Source organism: Marinobacter sp. MIT930201 (assembly GCF_047122665.1).
Taxonomy (GTDB): Bacteria; Pseudomonadota; Gammaproteobacteria; order Pseudomonadales; family Oleiphilaceae; genus Marinobacter; species Marinobacter salarius.
This window is the reverse complement of the sequence record NZ_CP138916.1, coordinates 1,492,892-1,509,473: the sequence shown is the minus strand read 5'-3', so window position 1 is coordinate 1,509,473 and position 16,582 is coordinate 1,492,892. Positions and strand designations below refer to the sequence as shown.

15 protein-coding genes and 1 pseudogene are annotated in these 16,582 nt (G+C 58.0%); 5 read left to right on the top strand and 11 right to left on the bottom strand.

Going from position 1 to position 16,582, the window contains the following annotated elements:
- The 8 genes and pseudogenes from rdgB to SIC19_RS06995 form a co-directional block, all read right to left on the bottom strand.
- The gene (gene rdgB, locus SIC19_RS07030; RefSeq protein WP_075195026.1) at nt 1–612 is read right to left on the bottom strand and encodes an RdgB/HAM1 family non-canonical purine NTP pyrophosphatase; all 612 of its coding nucleotides are present in this window, start codon (nt 610–612) and stop codon (nt 1–3) included.
- A complete protein-coding gene (locus SIC19_RS07025) occupies nt 612–1,070 on the bottom strand; it encodes a DUF4426 domain-containing protein (protein WP_075195027.1) in 459 nt (152 codons plus the stop codon). Before SIC19_RS07025 ends, rdgB begins: the two co-directional genes overlap by 1 nt.
- Nucleotides 1,067–1,669 (bottom strand): methionine biosynthesis protein MetW, encoded by a 603-nt coding sequence (gene metW / locus SIC19_RS07020; protein WP_075195028.1) that lies wholly within the window; start codon nt 1,667–1,669, stop codon nt 1,067–1,069. Before metW ends, SIC19_RS07025 begins: the two co-directional genes overlap by 4 nt.
- A complete protein-coding gene (gene metX, locus SIC19_RS07015; RefSeq protein WP_036203135.1) occupies nt 1,666–2,814 on the bottom strand; it encodes a homoserine O-succinyltransferase MetX in 1,149 nt (382 codons plus the stop codon). Before metX ends, metW begins: the two co-directional genes overlap by 4 nt.
- A 1,372-nt stretch (nt 2,815–4,186) precedes the next feature.
- Nucleotides 4,187–4,948 (bottom strand): annotated as a pseudogene (locus SIC19_RS07010) (dynamin family protein); the annotation flags it as partial.
- Between the two features lie 243 nt (nt 4,949–5,191).
- Nucleotides 5,192–5,773 (bottom strand): YggT family protein, encoded by a 582-nt coding sequence (locus SIC19_RS07005; RefSeq protein ID WP_036203140.1) that lies wholly within the window; start codon nt 5,771–5,773, stop codon nt 5,192–5,194.
- 23 nt (nt 5,774–5,796) lie between these two features.
- Nucleotides 5,797–6,630, bottom strand: coding sequence for a pyrroline-5-carboxylate reductase (gene proC, locus SIC19_RS07000; RefSeq protein WP_036203143.1), 834 nt, complete (start codon nt 6,628–6,630; stop codon nt 5,797–5,799).
- A gap of 83 nt (nt 6,631–6,713) precedes the next feature.
- Nucleotides 6,714–7,406 (bottom strand): YggS family pyridoxal phosphate-dependent enzyme, encoded by a 693-nt coding sequence (locus SIC19_RS06995; RefSeq protein ID WP_041332633.1) that lies wholly within the window; start codon nt 7,404–7,406, stop codon nt 6,714–6,716.
- Nucleotides 7,407–7,551: 145 nt separating this feature from the next.
- Between SIC19_RS06995 and SIC19_RS06990 the strand changes: the two genes are divergently transcribed.
- The 3 genes from SIC19_RS06990 (at nt 7,552) to SIC19_RS06980 (ending at nt 11,404) form a co-directional block, all read left to right on the top strand.
- Nucleotides 7,552–8,586, top strand: coding sequence for a type IV pilus twitching motility protein PilT (locus SIC19_RS06990; RefSeq protein WP_027830795.1), 1,035 nt, complete (start codon nt 7,552–7,554; stop codon nt 8,584–8,586).
- A 174-nt stretch (nt 8,587–8,760) separates the two neighbouring features.
- On the top strand, nt 8,761–9,882 hold the full coding sequence (locus tag SIC19_RS06985; protein WP_041332635.1) for a PilT/PilU family type 4a pilus ATPase: 1,122 nt from the start codon (nt 8,761–8,763) through the stop codon (nt 9,880–9,882).
- A 115-nt stretch (nt 9,883–9,997) separates the two neighbouring features.
- On the top strand, nt 9,998–11,404 hold the full coding sequence (locus SIC19_RS06980; protein WP_185906464.1) for an OmpP1/FadL family transporter: 1,407 nt from the start codon (nt 9,998–10,000) through the stop codon (nt 11,402–11,404).
- A 29-nt stretch (nt 11,405–11,433) separates the two neighbouring features.
- Here SIC19_RS06980 and SIC19_RS06975 read toward each other — a convergent pair whose 3' ends face one another.
- Together SIC19_RS06975 and polA are read right to left on the bottom strand one after the other, a co-directional pair.
- Nucleotides 11,434–11,802, bottom strand: a complete 369-nt coding sequence (locus tag SIC19_RS06975; RefSeq protein WP_041332636.1) for a hypothetical protein — start codon at nt 11,800–11,802, stop codon at nt 11,434–11,436.
- Between the two features lie 221 nt (nt 11,803–12,023).
- On the bottom strand, nt 12,024–14,759 hold the full coding sequence (polA, locus tag SIC19_RS06970) for a DNA polymerase I (protein WP_126810648.1): 2,736 nt from the start codon (nt 14,757–14,759) through the stop codon (nt 12,024–12,026).
- A gap of 129 nt (nt 14,760–14,888) precedes the next feature.
- Here polA and SIC19_RS06965 point away from each other — a divergent pair, with 129 nt between their 5' ends.
- Nucleotides 14,889–15,215, top strand: coding sequence for a DUF2782 domain-containing protein (locus SIC19_RS06965; protein ID WP_036205605.1), 327 nt, complete (start codon nt 14,889–14,891; stop codon nt 15,213–15,215).
- Between the two features lie 16 nt (nt 15,216–15,231).
- Here SIC19_RS06965 and SIC19_RS06960 read toward each other — a convergent pair whose 3' ends face one another.
- Nucleotides 15,232–15,756, bottom strand: coding sequence for a fibronectin type III domain-containing protein (locus SIC19_RS06960; protein ID WP_127402122.1), 525 nt, complete (start codon nt 15,754–15,756; stop codon nt 15,232–15,234).
- Between the two features lie 338 nt (nt 15,757–16,094).
- Between SIC19_RS06960 and SIC19_RS06955 the strand changes: the two genes are divergently transcribed.
- Nucleotides 16,095–16,517, top strand: coding sequence for a hypothetical protein (locus SIC19_RS06955; RefSeq protein ID WP_075195031.1), 423 nt, complete (start codon nt 16,095–16,097; stop codon nt 16,515–16,517).
- Nucleotides 16,518–16,582 lie beyond the last annotated feature (65 nt).

Sequence of the window (16,582 nt, the reverse complement as noted above, 5' to 3'; positions counted from 1 at the left end):
TCACCCCGGCTCTTTCCCCAACTGATCCAGAAGCAGCGCCAGTGCCCGCCCACGGTGGCTGATACGGCCTTTTTCGGCGCGGTGCAGTTCAGCGGCACTGGTGCCGGTTTCCGGTACCAGGAACACCGGATCGTACCCGAAACCACCCTCACCCCGGGGCTCTGGCAGGATGCTTCCTGGCCAGCGGCCATGACAGATCACCGGTGTGGGGTCATCGGCATGGCGCAGGTAGACCAGTACGCAGTGGAACTGGGCCGTGCGTTGGCCCTCGGGAACGTCTTTCAGCGCGTCGAGCAGTGCCCGGACGTTGTCTGCGTCGCTGGCTGTGTCACCGGCGTAACGGGCCGAACGGACGCCGGGTGCCCCGCCGAGGGCATCAACCGCCAGGCCAGAGTCATCCGCAAGGGCCGGCAACCCGGTGATCCGGGCGGCATGGCGTGCCTTGAGGATGGCGTTCTCCACGAAGGTGACCGCTGGCTCCTCCGCCTCGCCAACCCCCAATTCACCCTGGGCTACGGGCGTCAGCCCGAGTGGGCCGAGCAGGTCTGTGAGTTCGGCGATCTTGCCCTTGTTGTTGCTGGCAATGACCAGTCTGTTGGTGGCGTTAGTCATCAGTCGTTAAACAGTGTGTGGGTGAAACGGATGGGCAGATCCTGTCTGGCGCCCGTGGGGCGGGTGGTGATCTGGAAGGTCATCAACTCGGCGTTGCTGTATTGGTATTCGGCGATGAAATAGACAGCGTTGCCTTCCTGGATGCGTCGAAACGCCAGGAACCGGGCCTGCTGGATATCGTTCATGACCTTGCCTTCCACCTGGCCTGATACCGGCTCCAGGCCGCCATCCTCGGTTTCCCTCATGATGGATATGTTGACGATACCGATGCCGCGGCTGCGATTAAGGTTGTTCTCGCGGGCAATTTCAGGGGCCAGGAAGGTGCTTGGGAAAACGCTCCAGTGTACTTCGAATTCACCAAAATCCTTTGAGTCGGCATGGCTCTGGCTGGTAAACAGCAGAACCAGGCATGCGAGTGACAACAACGCCTGCCAGCGATTGTGACTATGTGTGGTCATGATTCCTCCCGGGTTATCCGGTAAATGGCGATCTGCCCCAACATATTGGGCCAAAGACGGCTGAGCCAGCGATCCTGGTGCTCGCCATCCACCACCGTGCGGTTCAGTATCCGGACGTCCTTGCGGAAGCAAAGGGCTTCAAAATCCTTGAAGGTGCACAGGTGAATGTTAGGGGTGTTGTACCATTTATACGGTAGCGTTTCGGATTCAGGCATACGACCCCGGCGCATCAGGTACCAGCGCAATCGCCAGTAAGCGAAGTTGGGGAAGGTCACGATGCCCTCGCGGCCCACGCGAAGCATCTCATCGAGGACCATGTCCGGGCGCCGGACCGCCTGCAAGGCTTGTGTCATCAGCACGGTGTCGAAGGAGTGATCTTCGAAGTTCCCCAGGCCCTGGGTGTCCAGGTTCTGCTCAATGACGGACACCCCGCGACCCATGCAGGTGGTGATATGGTCCGGATTGATTTCCAGGCCAAACCCTGTTGCACTTTTTTCCCGCTGCAGGTAGTCCAGCAGGGTGCCGTCGCCGCAGCCCAGATCCAGTACATGGCTGCCGGCGCTGATCCATTGCTCGATGATTTTCAGGTCTGTTCTCATGCACCTACCTCCCGTGCGACCCGGTCCATGTAGGAATGGAAGATGGCGGTGTAACGTGGTGTGGGAATCAGGAAGGCGTCATGCCCCCAGGGTGCGTCGATTTCGGCATAGCTGACCTTGCAGCGGGCCGCGATCATGGCATTCACCAATTCCTCGGACCGTGCCGGGGTAAACCGCCAGTCGGTGCTGAACGACACGACAAGGAATTCGCAGCGCGCACGGAGCAGCGCCTTTGCCAGGTCATTGTCGTGCTCGTAGGCCGGGTCAAAGTAATCCAGAGCCTTGGTCATCAGCAGGTAGGTATTGGCGTCGAATGACTCCGAGAAGCGCTCACCCTGGTAACGCAGGTAACTCTCCACCTGGAACTCTGCGTCATAGCCGAACTTGTAGGCCTGGTCCCGCAGTTCACGGCCAAATTTTTCGCCCATGGAAGCATCGGACAGGTAGGTAATGTGGCCCACCATGCGTGCCAGCATCAGGCCCCGGCGCGGTAACGTGTCGTGCTCATAGTAGCGGCCGTCATGGAACTCACGGTCGGACGTAATCGCCTGTCGCGCCACCTCATTGAAGGCAATGTTCTGGGCGCTCAGGCGTGGGGTAGAGGCAATGGTCACGGCGTGACGCAAACGATCCGGGTAGTCCAGGCTCCACTGAAGTGCCTGCATACCACCAAGGGAACCTCCCACCACGGCGGCCCAACATTCAATGCCGAGCCGGTCGGCCAGCAGCGCCTGGCTGTGGACCCAGTCGCGTACCGTGATCACCGGGAAATCAGGGCCGTAGGGCTGGCCGGTCTTCGGATTGACGCTGCCGGGTCCGGTGCTGCCATGGCAGCCACCCAGATTGTTCAGGCTGACAACGAAAAACCGGTTGGTATCGATGGGCTTGCCGGGGCCAATGCAGCTGTCCCACCATCCCGGCTTGCGGTCTTCCTTGCTGTGATAACCGGCGGCATGGTGGTGGCCGCTGAGGGCGTGACAGATCAATACCGCGTTGGTGGCATCCGCATTCAGCTTGCCGTAAGTCTCAATCACCAGATCGTAACTCTCCAGCGTCTGACCGCAGGCGAGAGTGATCGGTGTATCGAAGTGCAGTGTCTGTGGGGTGACTATCCCGACAGAATCCGTTGGCAAGGGATCGGGCATTGGCGCGACAGGTTCCTGATTCAGTCCGTATTATCTGGAAGACGTTTCAGGCAATGGCCGGGCGGAAACCTGCATGTAAGTGCAGGCCTAACTGATATGGCCAGGCGATTGCCAGCCAAGCAGTTTAAAGGCCGGCCTGCATGGCTGCAACCGCCATTTCCGGCGCCGGTCAGACCGCGCCGGAAATGTTGACCACCTTCTGTTGGATCAGAGTGGGTGCTGGTTTACGGATTTGCCGCTGCATGGCGTCAGCCAGTTCAAGCTGGCGTGTCAGATCGCTGATGGTGTTCTGCAGTCGTTCGCGTTCGGCCCGGCTGTCGCGGTCGCTGCGAACCATGTCCCGGAGGCGGCGGATCTGGTGCTCCAGCAACTGCTTCTGTTCCATGGAGTACTGCATGATTGGTAGTAGTGCTTCCGATGGCCAGCGTTCGACATCGGCCCGCACGCGCAGATGCAGTGTTCGGGCTTCGCCCACCATCACGTTGAAGAAGCGCCTGACCAGCAGCGACTGCTCCGTCAACAGATTTTTGGGGCTGATGCGGAAGCGTTTTGCCTTCTTGCGCAGTTCGCGGATGGCAATAACGTGACGACCTGCCCGTAATGGAATTGGCTCCAGGTGACGGGCCCGGGTGTCTTCGTTGTAGCGGCGGTAGATGGCGCCCACCATTTTTTCGGCCAGCCGCCCTTCGCTGAGAAGGTTGCTCAGATCATTTTCCAGCAGCTCGAAGAAATGATCCATGCTGTGGTTCATGCCGGCAGTGGTCCAGCTCTTCGACATCTTCTGGCGGACTTTCTCGGCATGGGACTCAAACCGATCCTCGCTAACCAGCCCCTTGAGCATCTCGCCCTGGGAATCCATCAGCCGGCGGCTGGACCGGAGCGTAATCAGCTTCTTGTAGTAGAAGTCATAGTCCCGCTGGGCGCGGTCGGCCAGGCGCCGCAGTGCGTCAGTGTCCATGGTGACGCCAGAACAGGCCTGCAGCTCTTCTTCCAGTGCGTCCAGCCGGTTTTGCATGGCGGCCTGACTGTTCTGCAGCATGCCCAACAGGTCGTTGATCAGGCTCTGTGTAATCAGCTGTTCCTTGTGCATCAGGATGCGCTGGATGATCAACTGTTCCAGTTGGGCGAGGTTCGAACGTTCAAGCAGTTCTTCGTTGCCTTTGACCCGGGCCAGCAGGCCTTGCTTGGCGGACAGCGGTATCACGTCGTTCTGGCGCATGCCGAGGTGGTCGGCGGTGTAGCTACGCACCCGGTCAATGGCTTCCTGGGTATGCTTCTCGCCCTGGAGATCATCCCAGAGCACGTCGATCTTGTTGAGCACTGCGAATCGGCCAGCGCGGTGGTCGGCGTGCTCGGTGTCGATGTGATCCTTCCAGATCGTCATGTCGCTGGCAGTGACGCCGGTATCCGCGCTCAACAGGAAGATAATGGCGTGGGCGCGAGGCAACATACTGATGGTCAGTTCTGGCTCTGAGCCGAGAGCGTTGAGCCCCGGGGTGTCCAGTATGCGCAGGCCGCGTTCGAACAACGGATGGCGAATGCTGATCTGGGCGTTGCGCCAGGCCGGCACCACGACATTACCCGGCTTGTTGCGGTCATGCTCCAGCATGTCCTCGTCGAAGCCCAGTTTGCGGGCTTCCTGCGGAGTGACGCTCTTTACGCGAGCCACTTCCGCCAGAACTTCCCGCATGATTTCCGGGTCGCGCTCGTCCAGGTCGTGTTTGACCCAGCGTTCGGGCTGCTTGCGCAGTTGCTGCAGGGAGAGCTCGCCGGTCCTGGTTTCGATCGGGAGCAGCAACAGGTAGTTGCTGTTTGACGTGCGGTCAAAGAACAGCTCGGTCGGGCACATGGTGGTGCGGCCCGCCTGGGATGGCAGCATGCGCTGGCCGTATTCTGAAAAGAAGAGGGCGTTGATCAGTTCCGTCTTGCCGCGGGAATACTCACCCACGAAAGCAATGGTGAGTTCGTCTTCGATCAGCAGCTCAAGGCCGTGACGAATGCGGTTGCTGACATCGTCTGAAAACAGGTTGTTGTCCTGCAGCCACAGACGGTAGCGACCGATCTGCCTGATCAGTTCTTTTTTCCAGCCGTGGTAGGCCTCTACCTGCTGCGACAGGGTTCCTTGCTTGTTCATCGGACCATCCTTCTGCGCGACTTCCGGGCGACTGCGTTGGATCTTGGTTGGTTAAAGTTGTGCCAAAAATATAGCTAATGTTACCGCATTGGCGCGGCAAATCTGCGGCGGCGATCACGGGTCTGTATAGCAGGGCGACGTGTAGAAGGAAAAAAGTGCAGCTGATTCAGATAGATGAACCAGCTGCAGGTGAGAGTAGTTTATTGTCCTGATATGTAACGGAATGTGTTTTTGAGAGGTGGTCTACATTCCGACGATGGAGCCCATGCCGGCGGCTACCTTCATGTGGTCGATCACCACCGAAACCACATTGAGGATCAGGAACACGATAATCGGGGACAGATCCAGGCCGCCCATGGATGGCATCACATTGCGTACGGGGCGCATCACGGGTTCGGTGATCTGCGCAACCAGTTGGATAGCAGGGTGGCCGCTTTGTGGCGCAATCCAGCTGACGACCACGACTGCAATGACGGACCAGAAGTAGATCTTAACGATCAGATCAAGAACGTTAAGGATAGCCCAGCTGAGCAGGGTGAGCGGGTTGATCGCCGGTATGCTGCTGTTCAGGGCCACAAGAATGAGGAAAAAGGTGATCGCCTGGATGATGACCGCCAGCACCAGGGCTGCGCCGTCGATACCGCCCCAACCGGGAATAAAGCGGCGAAGCGGACGCAGCAGCGGGTTGGTGGCTTTCACAACAAACTGCGAGATCGGATTGTAGAAATCCGCCCTGGCCAGTTGCAGCAAAAAGCGCAGCAGCACGATCGTCAGGTAGAACGTCGAGGCAATGAGCAGAATGGTGATCAGAATGTCAGCCAGCATGAAGCCGTGTCTCCCGTTATTGGTTACTGTTTATTGGCGAGTTCTTTGGCCATTTCCCCGGAGCGCTTGTAAGCGGCTGAGTAGGCCTTCTTGACCAGATCTCTCATGCCACCTTCTTCAAAGGTCTGGATGGCCTGTTCTGTGGTGCCACCGGGAGACATGACATTGCGTTTGAGCTGGCCGGGGTCGTGTTCACTGCGTCCTGCCATTTCGGCGGCGCCGGCCATGGTCTGGATTGCCAGTGCGCGTGCGGTCTCGCCGGCAATGCCGGCATCGGTGGCCGCCTCTTCCAGTGCTTCCAGCATCAGGAAGAAATAGGCGGGGCCGCTGCCAGAAAGTGCAGTCACTGCATGCAGGAGGGATTCGTCCTCCACCCAGAGCGCCGAGCCAATGCTGTTAAAGACCGACTCCACCATGGTCTTCTGCTTTTCCTTGACCTGATCATTGGCATAGAGCCCGGCAGCCCCTTTACCAACCAGCGATGGCGTGTTGGGCATCACGCGCACCAGCGGCAGTCCGCCACCGAGCCACTCGTCCAGGGTGGAAGCTTCCAGCCCGGCCGCGATCGACACCATTAGCGGGCGGGTGTTCTGCACCACCGGGGCGATGTCTGAGCAAACACTTGCCATAACCTGTGGCTTCACCGCCAGAACCACCATGTCCGCCTGCTCGGCGCAGTAACGATTGTCGGTGGTGACGCTGACACCAAATTGTTTGCGGATGGATTGAAGATGGTTGTCATCGGGGGCGCTGACCCAGATGTTGGCGGCCTTGAAGCCGCTGTCCAGCATGCCACCGATGATGGCGCTGGCCATGTTGCCGGCACCGATAAACGAAATCGTTGGTGATGTGCTCAAGGTTCACTCCACGTTTGGATCAGTAGTGGTCAATTGTCAGTCTGCCGCTGATGATAACAGGATCTGGGCCTGTCAGCTTCCGGTTACCGAGGCCCGAACAGGGCGGTACCGACTCTTACCCAGGTTGCGCCCTCCTCAATGGCCATCTCAAGGTCGCCGGACATGCCCATGGAGAGGGTGTCCAGCGGACCGCAGCCGGGAGCCTCCTGGCGCATGTGCTTCAGCGCATTGGCCAACTTGCGAAAACTTGAGCGTAACTCCGCCTCGGGCTGATCCGGGTCCGGAATCGCCATCAGCCCCCTGAGCGAGAGATTTGGCATCTCTTCGATGGCGTCTGCCATGTTGGTGAGATCCTTCAGGGTACAACCGGACTTGCTCTCCTCATTGTTGATGTTCACCTGAAGGCAGATATTCAACGGCGGGAGAGTGGAAGGGCGCTGATCGTTCAGGCGCTGAGCAATCTTGAGTCGGTCAACGCTGTGTGCCCAGGCAAATGCCCCGGCAATCTGGCGGGTCTTGTTGGATTGAATGGGGCCTATAAAGTGCCATTCGATGGCGTCCAGTTCCTTCAGCTCCTCCATTTTGTCCAGAGCTTCCTGAACGTAGTTTTCACCAAATGCCCGTTGGCCGGCGCTGTAAGCCGTGCGAAGCTCGTCGGCCGGGCGCGTCTTACTGACCGCCAGCAGATGCACGGAACCCGCGCTGCGGCCGGCCTTCAATGTTGCTTTTTGTATGCGTCGGGTTACGCTCCCGATGTTGTCTGCTATGCTGCTCATAGTGCGAATCCGCCGATTCCGGTCAGTCTCTGATACGCTGACACGTTACCCGCAGGTTACTGAAATGCCAAGTGAAGCCGTTCAGTGCCAATGACCGGAGCCGGCGCATACCGGGATAAAAGAAAAAAGCCTTCCGAGGACCCCTATGGATATTACTGAACTGCTTGCCTTTTCGGCCAAACAGGGCGCATCAGACTTGCACCTGTCTGCCGGCCTTCCCCCGATGATCCGTGTTGATGGCGATGTCCGCCGCATCAACCTTCCGCCAATGGAGCATAAAGAAGTCCATGGGCTGATCTACGACATCATGAACGACAAGCAGCGCAAGGACTACGAAGAGTTCCTGGAGACCGACTTCTCCTTCGAGGTGCCTGGTGTCGCCCGCTTCCGTGTTAACGCGTTTAACCAGAACCGTGGCTCCGGTGCTGTCTTCCGGACCATCCCGTCAAAGGTACTGACGATGGAAGACCTCGGTATGGGGCAGGTGTTCAAGGACATCGCCTCTGTGCCACGAGGTCTGGTGCTGGTTACGGGCCCAACAGGCTCCGGTAAGTCCACCACCCTGGCGGCGATGATCGACTACATCAACGACAGCCGCTATGAGCACATCCTCACCATCGAGGACCCCATCGAATTCGTACACGAATCCAAGAAGTGCCTGCTGAACCAGCGGGAAGTGCATCGTGACACCCTGGGCTTCAACGAAGCCCTGCGCTCCGCACTGCGGGAAGACCCGGACATTATCCTGGTCGGCGAGCTGCGGGACCTGGAAACCATCCGCCTGGCCCTGACGGCGGCGGAAACCGGTCACCTGGTGTTCGGCACCCTGCACACCACCTCGGCGGCCAAAACCATCGACCGCGTGGTGGACGTGTTCCCGGCGGAAGAGAAGTCCATGGTTCGGTCCATGTTGTCGGAATCATTGCAGGCGGTTATCTCCCAGACCCTGATGAAGAAAATGGGCGGCGGCCGGATTGCGGCACACGAAATCATGATTGGCACCTCGGCGATCCGAAACCTGATTCGTGAAGACAAGATCGCGCAGATGTACTCGGCGATCCAGACCGGCGGTTCCCTGGGCATGACAACTCTGGATCAGTGCTTGGAAAAACTCTTGAAGAAAGGCCTGATTTCCCGCGAAGCCGCGAGAATGAAAGCAAAAATGCCGGATAATTTCTAAACTTTGTAGAAGGTTCGGCAAAAGTTCGGAGGGTGTCGGGCAGTGCCTGTTCCAGGGACGTCAAAAACATGGATGTTTTTGTCGAGCGCACATGGACGTGTTCACGGCGTGCCCTGGAACAGGCGCTGGCCGACACCCAAATCACCGAAAGCCAGAAACACAGGTAAAAAGATCATGGAATTCGAAAAACTGCTCCGTTTGATGGTGGACAAAGGCGGCTCCGACCTTTTCATTACTGCCGGTGTGCCACCCTCCATGAAGGTCAACGGCAAGGTCCTGCCTGTCACCAAGAATGCATTGACGCCGGAGCAGACGAGGGAGTTCGTCTATGGCGCCATGAACGACAAGCAGCGGGTCGAATTCGAAGAAAGCCACGAGTGTAACTTCGCCATCAGTGCCCGAGGCATCGGTCGCTTCCGTGTCAGCGCCTTCTTCCAGCGCAACCTCTGCGGCATGGTCCTGCGGCGGATCGAGGTGAAAATCCCGCAGATTGATGACCTGGCACTGCCGGAAATCATCAAGGATCTGGCCATGACCAAGCGTGGCCTGATCATGTTCGTGGGTGCCACCGGTACCGGTAAGTCCACCTCGCTGGCGGCTATGCTCGGGCATCGTAACCGCAACAGCCGGGGCCACATTATCTCCATCGAAGACCCCATCGAATTCGTGCACCAGCACCAGGGCTGTATCGTGACTCAGCGAGAGGTGGGCATCGATACCGATAGCTTTGAAGTGGCTCTGAAGAACACCCTGCGCCAGGCACCGGACGTGATCCTCATCGGTGAGGTGCGTACCCGCCAGACCATGGAATACTCTGTGCAGTTTGCTGAAACCGGCCACCTGTGCCTCGCTACCCTGCACGCCAACAACGCCAACCAGGCGCTGGACCGGATTATCCAGTTCTTCCCGCCGGAACAGCACAACCAGATCTGGATGGACCTGTCCCTGAACCTCAAGGCCATCGTCGCTCAACAGTTGATCCCGACGCCGGACGGGCAGGGCCGCAAAGCCGTCATTGAAGTGTTGATCAACACACCGTTGGTCGCGGACCTGATTCGAAAAGGCGAAGTGCACCGACTTAAGGAACTGATGTCCAAGTCCAACGAGAGCGGCATGCGCACCTTTGATCAGGCGCTTTATGAGCTCTATGCCGAAGGCTCCATCACTTATGAGGATGCCCTCGCGCACGCGGATTCAGCCAACGACCTGCGCCTGATGATCAAGCTGGGTGCCGATTCCCAGGGCGCTGACAAGCTGGCTTCCAGTGTCGACAAGTTGTCGATCCAGGACGATTGATCGAGGATTAGACTAAAGTAGTAAACGGTTAGGATTCTGAATCAGTAGTGATGGCATTTGAGGCCATTGGCCCGTGATGCGTATACTCCGCCCCGACGATCATCCAGGGGGATTTATGCGCAAAAACAAAGTATTGCCCGGCTCTGTTATCCGAATCGCGACGGTATCGGCGTTGGTGGCACCCGCCGCAGCGCTGGCCGGCGGTTTTTCACTCAATGAGCAAAGTGCCAGTGCCATGGGCGTTGCTAACGCCGGCACCGCAGCCAATCCGGAAAATGCCACCACGGTTTTCTTCAATCCGGCCGGCATGAGCCAGCTTTCCGGCACCAATATGTCGTTTGGTGCCGCCGTTCTGGATATTGATGCCGAGCTCAAGGAAGGCACCGGCAGTGCCGTTCGCGATGACGGCCGTCCCGTCGCCGGTGGAAACGGTGGTGATATCGCCGACCCGGCCGTCCTTCCCAATTTTTACATGACCCACGAAATCAACGACTGGTTGGACGTGGGCTTCGGTCTGCACGCTCCCTATGGCCTTGCGGCGGATTACGAGGATGACTTCAAGGGGCGCTTTTTCGCGGACAAGACCGAGTTGACCGCCATTGCATTCAGCCCGTCCATTGCCGTTAACGACGGTAATGGATTCTCCATGGGTGCTGGCGTCAATGTGATCTACGCCGAAGGCCGGCTGACCAAATTCCAGGACTACAGTGGTACGGAAGCCCGCTTCGGGTTGCCCCCGGGGACCCTGGAAGACGGTTACGCGGATATCGAAGGCAGTGACGTGGCGCTCACCTTTGCCTTTGGCTTGCTTTGGGAAATGTCGGAGCGAACACAGTTTGGTATCTCCGCCCAGACCGGAACAGAACTGGAGCTGGATGGCGACGCGGAAGTTCGTAACTATCCGCAGGGTAGCCTTAGCGGTGGTGGCCTGACGTTCAGCCAGTCCACGGTCACTGAACGGGTGACTGTCCCGCTGGATATTCCCGAGAGCATTACCTTCGGTGCCCGTCACCAATTGACCGATACCGTAACACTGCTGGCAGGTGCGACCTGGGCCAAGTGGAGCCGGTTTGAGGCATTGGATGTGGTCAGCCGTGAGGACAATGGCCCAATTTCTTCTCAGGCAGGGCCCGGTCTTGGTGATGAGCGCCTGGTGACGCACGTTTCGGAAAACTGGAAAGACACCTGGCAGGCCAATGTCGGCGCCATCTGGCAGGCGACCCCGGAGTGGGCATTCAAGGCTGGCTATGCCTGGGATGAGTCGCCGGTGAACGACGATTTCCGTACGGCTCGAATCCCGTCAGGGGATCGCGATTGGGTCACGCTGGGCGCACAGTACGCCGACGCCCGTTCAGGCTGGACGGTAGACGTGGCCGCCGGGGTGTTGCTGTTCGACGACGAAGAGGTGAACGAACAGAACTATGACGTCAACGACGAGCCTACGCCCGGGGCGGCTCGCTACCGTGGTACCTATGAGCTTGATGCCTGGAGTGCGGGGGTACAGGTCAGCAAGCAGTTTTAAGTGATACCTTGAGGGGCGTACGGCGCCCCTCAACCAATAACCTGCCCACGATAGATAACCTTCTTCTTTCTCGTCCTTTCTGCTTCCGTTTCGGAAGCACTACTGTCGCCCCTAGACGTTTCCTCGGCAATTTCCTGTCCGCGATACATTCGCTTCGCATTGTCGGTCTCGTCGTGCAGGTCCAGGTGAGGGATCTGGGGTCTGAGTATTTCCCAGGTGTGGATGAGGTGGGCTGAGCGGGTTTTGCTGGCATAGTCCGCTAGATGCCGTTCCAGGTGCTCTTCCGTGAGGTGCAGCTTTACCCCGAACTCAGACTGAATTAAGCGGCGACACTGGTGAACCAGTTTCAGTAAGCCAGGGTTCATAAGCCAACTGCGCTCGGAAGCCAGAAAAGTCATGGTGAGTGCCTCGGGTAGAAAAGTGTCACAACATGGCCCCGGTATTCACTCATGCGAATGCGGAGCCGACCCTCACAAGGCTTGCGAATTTCGTGCCGTTTTCGGCTGTCGAGCCCAGCGCCGTCGTTGCTGGGAGCATACTGGTGAGACTGCAAAAAGAATGGTGTGTTTTGGGGCGAAACCACCTTGTTCGCCCCAAAACGGAACCTGGGCGAGAGGGTTCAGTGGGCTTCGTCCCAGTTATTACCGACGCCGGCCTCCACCAGTAAGGGTACATCCAGCGATGCCGCAGCAGACATCCGCTTCTCAAGGCCTTCGCGAATCTTGTCCACGGCGGATTCACGCACTTCCAGAATCAGTTCGTCGTGAACCTGCAGGATCATTCGGGCATCGTCCTGGTGATGTTCCTGTAGCCAGTCCTCAACGCTGACCATGGCCCGCTTGATAATGTCCGCGGCAGTCCCCTGCATGGGGGCATTGATGGCCGTACGCTCGGCGGCCTGTTGCAGCTGCTTGTTGCGGGCGTTGATTTCCGGCAGGTACAGGCGACGGCCGTAGAGCGTTTCCACGTATCCGTCGTCGTGGGCCTGTTTGCGAATACTGTCCATGTATTTCAGCACGCCGGGATAGCGCTCGAAATAGCGGTCAATATACTCCTGTGCTTGGTTGCGGCCCACATCCAACTGGCGGCCAAGGCCAAAGGCGGACATGCCATAAATGAGTCCGAAGTTGATGGCCTTGGCGCTGCGGCGCTGGTCGCCGGAGACGTCGTCGACGGCCACGCCAAAGACTTCGGCAGCCGTCGCCCGGTGAATGTCCTCGCCCTTTTCGAACGCCTTGAGCAGTCCCTTGTCGCCCGACAGGTGCGCCATGATGCGCAGCTCAATCTGGGAGTAGTCCGCCGCCATCAGCTTGTAGCCCTCCGGGGCCACGAAAGCCTGGCGAATGCGCCGGCCCTGTTCGCTGCGGATGGGAATGTTCTGCAGGTTCGGCTCCGAGGACGACAGTCGGCCGGTGGCCGTTACCGCCTGGTGATAGGAGGTGTGAATCCGGCCAGTGCGATGGTGAATCAATTCCGGCAAGGTGTCGGTGTAGGTGGACTTCAGCTTGCTCAGGCTGCGGTGCTCAAGGATCAAACGGGGCAGGGTATGCTCGTGGGCCAGTTCCTGCAGCACCGGTTCCGCCGTGGAGGGCGCGCCTTTCGGGGTTTTCTTTACCACCGGCAGCCCCATCTTGTCGTAGAAAATGGCCTGTAGTTGCTTGGGAGAGCCCAGATTGAAGCTTTCGCCGGCTTCCTCGTGGGCTTCCTTCTCAAGCTCCGCCATACGCTCTGCCAATTCCTGGCTGTGCTTGCGCAGCGTGCTGGCGCTGATCATCGCACCTCGTTGCTCCATACGGGACAGTACGGGCACCAGTGGCAGGTCGATGTTTTCATAGACGTCCCGCAGCCGGCCGGTTTTCTCCAGTTGCGGTCGCAGCGCCTGGTGCAGTCGAAGGGTGATATCGGCGTCTTCTGCCGCGTAGGGGCCAGCCTGCTCCAGATCAATCTGGTTGAAGGTCAGTTGCTTGGCGCCTTTGCCGGCGATGGATTCGAAAGTGATGGTCTGCTCGCCCAGGTATTGCCTGGCCAGCGAGTCCATGTCGTGACGAGACCCTACGGAATTGAGTACGTAGGACTCCAGCATGGTGTCTTCCGCAATGCCTTCCAGGTGGATGCCGTGGTTGGCCAGCACGTTCTTGTCGTATTTGAGGTTCTGGCCGAGCTTGGCTTTCTTCGGGTCTTCCAGCAAAGGTTTCAACTGGTCCAGCACTGTTTCCCGGTCCAGTTGTTCCGGGGCGCCCATATAATCGTGGCCAAATGGCACGTAGGCAGCCTCGCCGGGCTCAATGGCAAAGGACACACCAACGACATCGGCGTCCATATAACGCAGGCTGGTGGTCTCGGTATCAAAGGCGAACAGCGGTGCCTTGTTGAGGCGATCAATCCAGGTATCCAGCTCTGCCTGATCGGTCACTATTGTGTATGTTTTCTCTTTGCTGGCCGGATTGGCGCTGTTGTCGACGGCATCGTCCGCGCTTTTTTCATCGGCTGAGTCGCTGTTTTCGAGCTCGGCAATCCAGGATCGAAGCTCATATTCCCGGAACAGTTCCAGCAACTGACCGTCGTCCTGGGTCCTCAGCTTGAGGTCTTCCAGCCCGAACTCAAGATCCACGTCGGTTTTGATGGTGGCCAGTTGGCGACTGAGCGGCAGGGTTTCGGTGGCTTCCCGAAGGTATTCGCCAATTTTGCCTTTGACCTCGTCCGCATGCTCAATGATGTCATCCAGGTTGTCCCACGCCTGTAGCCATTTAACGGCGGTTTTCGGGCCGCACTTGTTGACTCCGGGAATGTTGTCCACCTTGTCGCCCACCAGCGCCAGGTAGTCCACGATCTGCTCCGGGCCAATGCCGAATTTCTCGACCACGCCATCGCGGTCCATGCGGGTATCCGTCATGGTGTTAATCAGGGTGACGTGATCGCTCACCAGCTGCGCCATGTCCTTGTCGCCGGTCGACACCACCACATCAATGCCCTTGCTGGTGGCTTCATGGGCCAGGGTGCCGATGACATCGTCGGCTTCCACGCCACTGACGATCAACAAGGGCAGACCCATGGCCCGAACCATGTCGTGGATTGGCTGGATCTGCATAGCCAGGTCATCCGGCATAGGCGGGCGGGTGGCCTTGTAGTCTTCGTACAGGTCGTTGCGAAAGGTCTTACCCTTGGCGTCGAACACCACCACCATTTTTGAGCCTGGAAAATCCTGTTCCAGCTTCCGGATCATGCTGATAACGCCCTTTATGGCGCCCGTGGGGTGGCTCTTGCTGGTCATCAGTGGCGGCAGGGCATGATAGGCGCGGAAGAGGTAGGAAGAGCCATCTACAAGAACTACCGGCGGAGTCTGCTGCTGTGTCATATCAAAACGGATCCGGATTCTGATTGAAGCGTTGATAGGCTTGTGCAACTCTGACATAAACGGGGTGCATTTCCCGTGTGTCAGCGTGATTATGCACGTCTCTAAACAGAACCGAAGAGTACCATGAAAATGAAACGTATCGCTTGCTCGGGTCTTGTGTTGGGTGTGCTCTGCGGGCCTTCAATGGCCCAGGAGGATGTCGATGTTGTACAGACACCCAGGGAGCCCCTGGTGGTGTCTGATTATCAGCCATCCGCTGACGGGGCGCAGATCGTGATTCGCCCGGGTGAGAACGAGGTGTTCTACGAATACCGGGTGAATGGTCAATTGGTGGAAATCAAAGTAGTGCCGGAAGTCGGTCCCGAATACTACCTCGTGCCAGCAGATGGTGGTGGCTGGATTCGTGAGAGCGAGACCGACATGCTGGTGCCCAGTTGGGTCATCTTCAGGTGGTAAATTTCTCGGATGCTACTCAGATCAGGTCGACGGTAACTGCGTCGGAGCGCTTGCTTTCCAGCCCGCTGTCGTCGAGGGCGGTAACGCTGAACTCATAGGCACCCGGCGGAAAATCCTCAAGCTGGTAGCGAGTGTCTTCGTCACCGGAAAGTGATATGACCTCGAAACTGTCTCTGTGCCGCAGGCGATAATAAATGCGATAGCCGCTGATGTCGCTGGCATAGAGGCGTGAGCCGTCTTCCCGGGTGAGCGGAGCGTCCCAGCGTAGTGTGGGAGGGGTGATCGACTCCTCGTCGGCCGGAACTCCAGTGTTGGATGTCTCTTCCTGTACCGGTTCAGGCTGCCCGAGGGTGTCCCGAATGGACGAAACGGCATCTCCCAGCCTTTGTTCAGATGCTTCGTTGGCTTGGCTTGAAGCGGCCCTTGATGCCCCGGAGTCTTCCTGGCATCCGGCCATGATGGCCAGCGCCATTCCGGCAACGACCATTTTCCAAAGCTGCCGATGGCCCGCAGCGTTCTGGCTGAGTCTTATACCTGGCATGGTGTTTCTCGCAATCCGTTTGTCAGCGTGTTATTGGTGCTGTTGTTACTGTAATGGGATACGTCAGAAGCGAGGCCTGAATAAAACGGGGAGACGGGCTTTCTCATTTCAAGGCGCAGAGCATGCCGAATCTTTAAAAAATCATCAAGTGAACTATCCGTAAATTCCGAGACGATCCTGTTCCCCCGTTGACAGATGGCGAATAGGGGGTGGTTTTAGTATGAACATTCTAATTTTTGACCGTAACCTTCGACATGTGATCAGAAGTCGGCATCGGTTTGCCGGCGATAACGATGCAGATTTTCAAACCACGCATCCACAATCTTAGGAGATTCATCATGGGTAAACTCAAGACCTATCAGGAACAGCTTCAGGACATCGTAGAGAAGGGCATCAACGCAGCTGAAGAGCAGCAGAAGAAGCTGGCTTCCAAGCCGTTCGAGTACGCTGAAAAGCTGGAAACCGAAGCCCGCGAGTACAGCGTAAAGACCCTGCGCACTCGTTACTATGGCTACAGTGAAAACCTGTTCGAGCAACTGCGCAGCCTGAACACCCGTTTCGGCAGCTTTGCGGCTGACCTGGTTGCCAAGCTGGAAAAAGAAGCGGCTGAAGGTGCAGATACCGTTGCCGACGCAGCGGACGAAGTGACCAGCGTCGCCCAGTCAACCAAGGCTACTGCGCAGGCCAAGAAGCCGGCTGCACGCAAAACCACAGCTCGCAAAAGCACCAGCACTGCCAAGAAGAGCCCCGCTACTGCCTGAACGGCAACCGGAGTTCTTTGAAGCATAAAAAAAGGTCACCGTGAGGTGAAGGTCACCGTGAGGTG

Coding starts and splice junctions, on each gene's coding strand:
- rdgB (WP_075195026.1), bottom strand. CDS start 612: ATGACTAACGCCACCAACAGACTGGTCATTGCCAGCAACAACAAGGGC.
- SIC19_RS07025 (WP_075195027.1), bottom strand. CDS start 1,070: ATGACCACACATAGTCACAATCGCTGGCAGGCGTTGTTGTCACTCGCA.
- metW (WP_075195028.1), bottom strand. CDS start 1,669: ATGAGAACAGACCTGAAAATCATCGAGCAATGGATCAGCGCCGGCAGC.
- metX (WP_036203135.1), bottom strand. CDS start 2,814: ATGCCCGATCCCTTGCCAACGGATTCTGTCGGGATAGTCACCCCACAG.
- SIC19_RS07005 (WP_036203140.1), bottom strand. CDS start 5,773: ATGCTGGCTGACATTCTGATCACCATTCTGCTCATTGCCTCGACGTTC.
- SIC19_RS06995 (WP_041332633.1), bottom strand. CDS start 7,406: ATGAGCAGCATAGCAGACAACATCGGGAGCGTAACCCGACGCATACAA.
- SIC19_RS06990 (WP_027830795.1), top strand. CDS start 7,552: ATGGATATTACTGAACTGCTTGCCTTTTCGGCCAAACAGGGCGCATCA.
- SIC19_RS06985 (WP_041332635.1), top strand. CDS start 8,761: ATGGAATTCGAAAAACTGCTCCGTTTGATGGTGGACAAAGGCGGCTCC.
- SIC19_RS06980 (WP_185906464.1), top strand. CDS start 9,998: ATGCGCAAAAACAAAGTATTGCCCGGCTCTGTTATCCGAATCGCGACG.
- SIC19_RS06975 (WP_041332636.1), bottom strand. CDS start 11,802: ATGACTTTTCTGGCTTCCGAGCGCAGTTGGCTTATGAACCCTGGCTTA.
- polA (WP_126810648.1), bottom strand. CDS start 14,759: ATGACACAGCAGCAGACTCCGCCGGTAGTTCTTGTAGATGGCTCTTCC.
- SIC19_RS06965 (WP_036205605.1), top strand. CDS start 14,889: ATGAAACGTATCGCTTGCTCGGGTCTTGTGTTGGGTGTGCTCTGCGGG.
- SIC19_RS06960 (WP_127402122.1), bottom strand. CDS start 15,756: ATGCCAGGTATAAGACTCAGCCAGAACGCTGCGGGCCATCGGCAGCTT.
- SIC19_RS06955 (WP_075195031.1), top strand. CDS start 16,095: ATGGGTAAACTCAAGACCTATCAGGAACAGCTTCAGGACATCGTAGAG.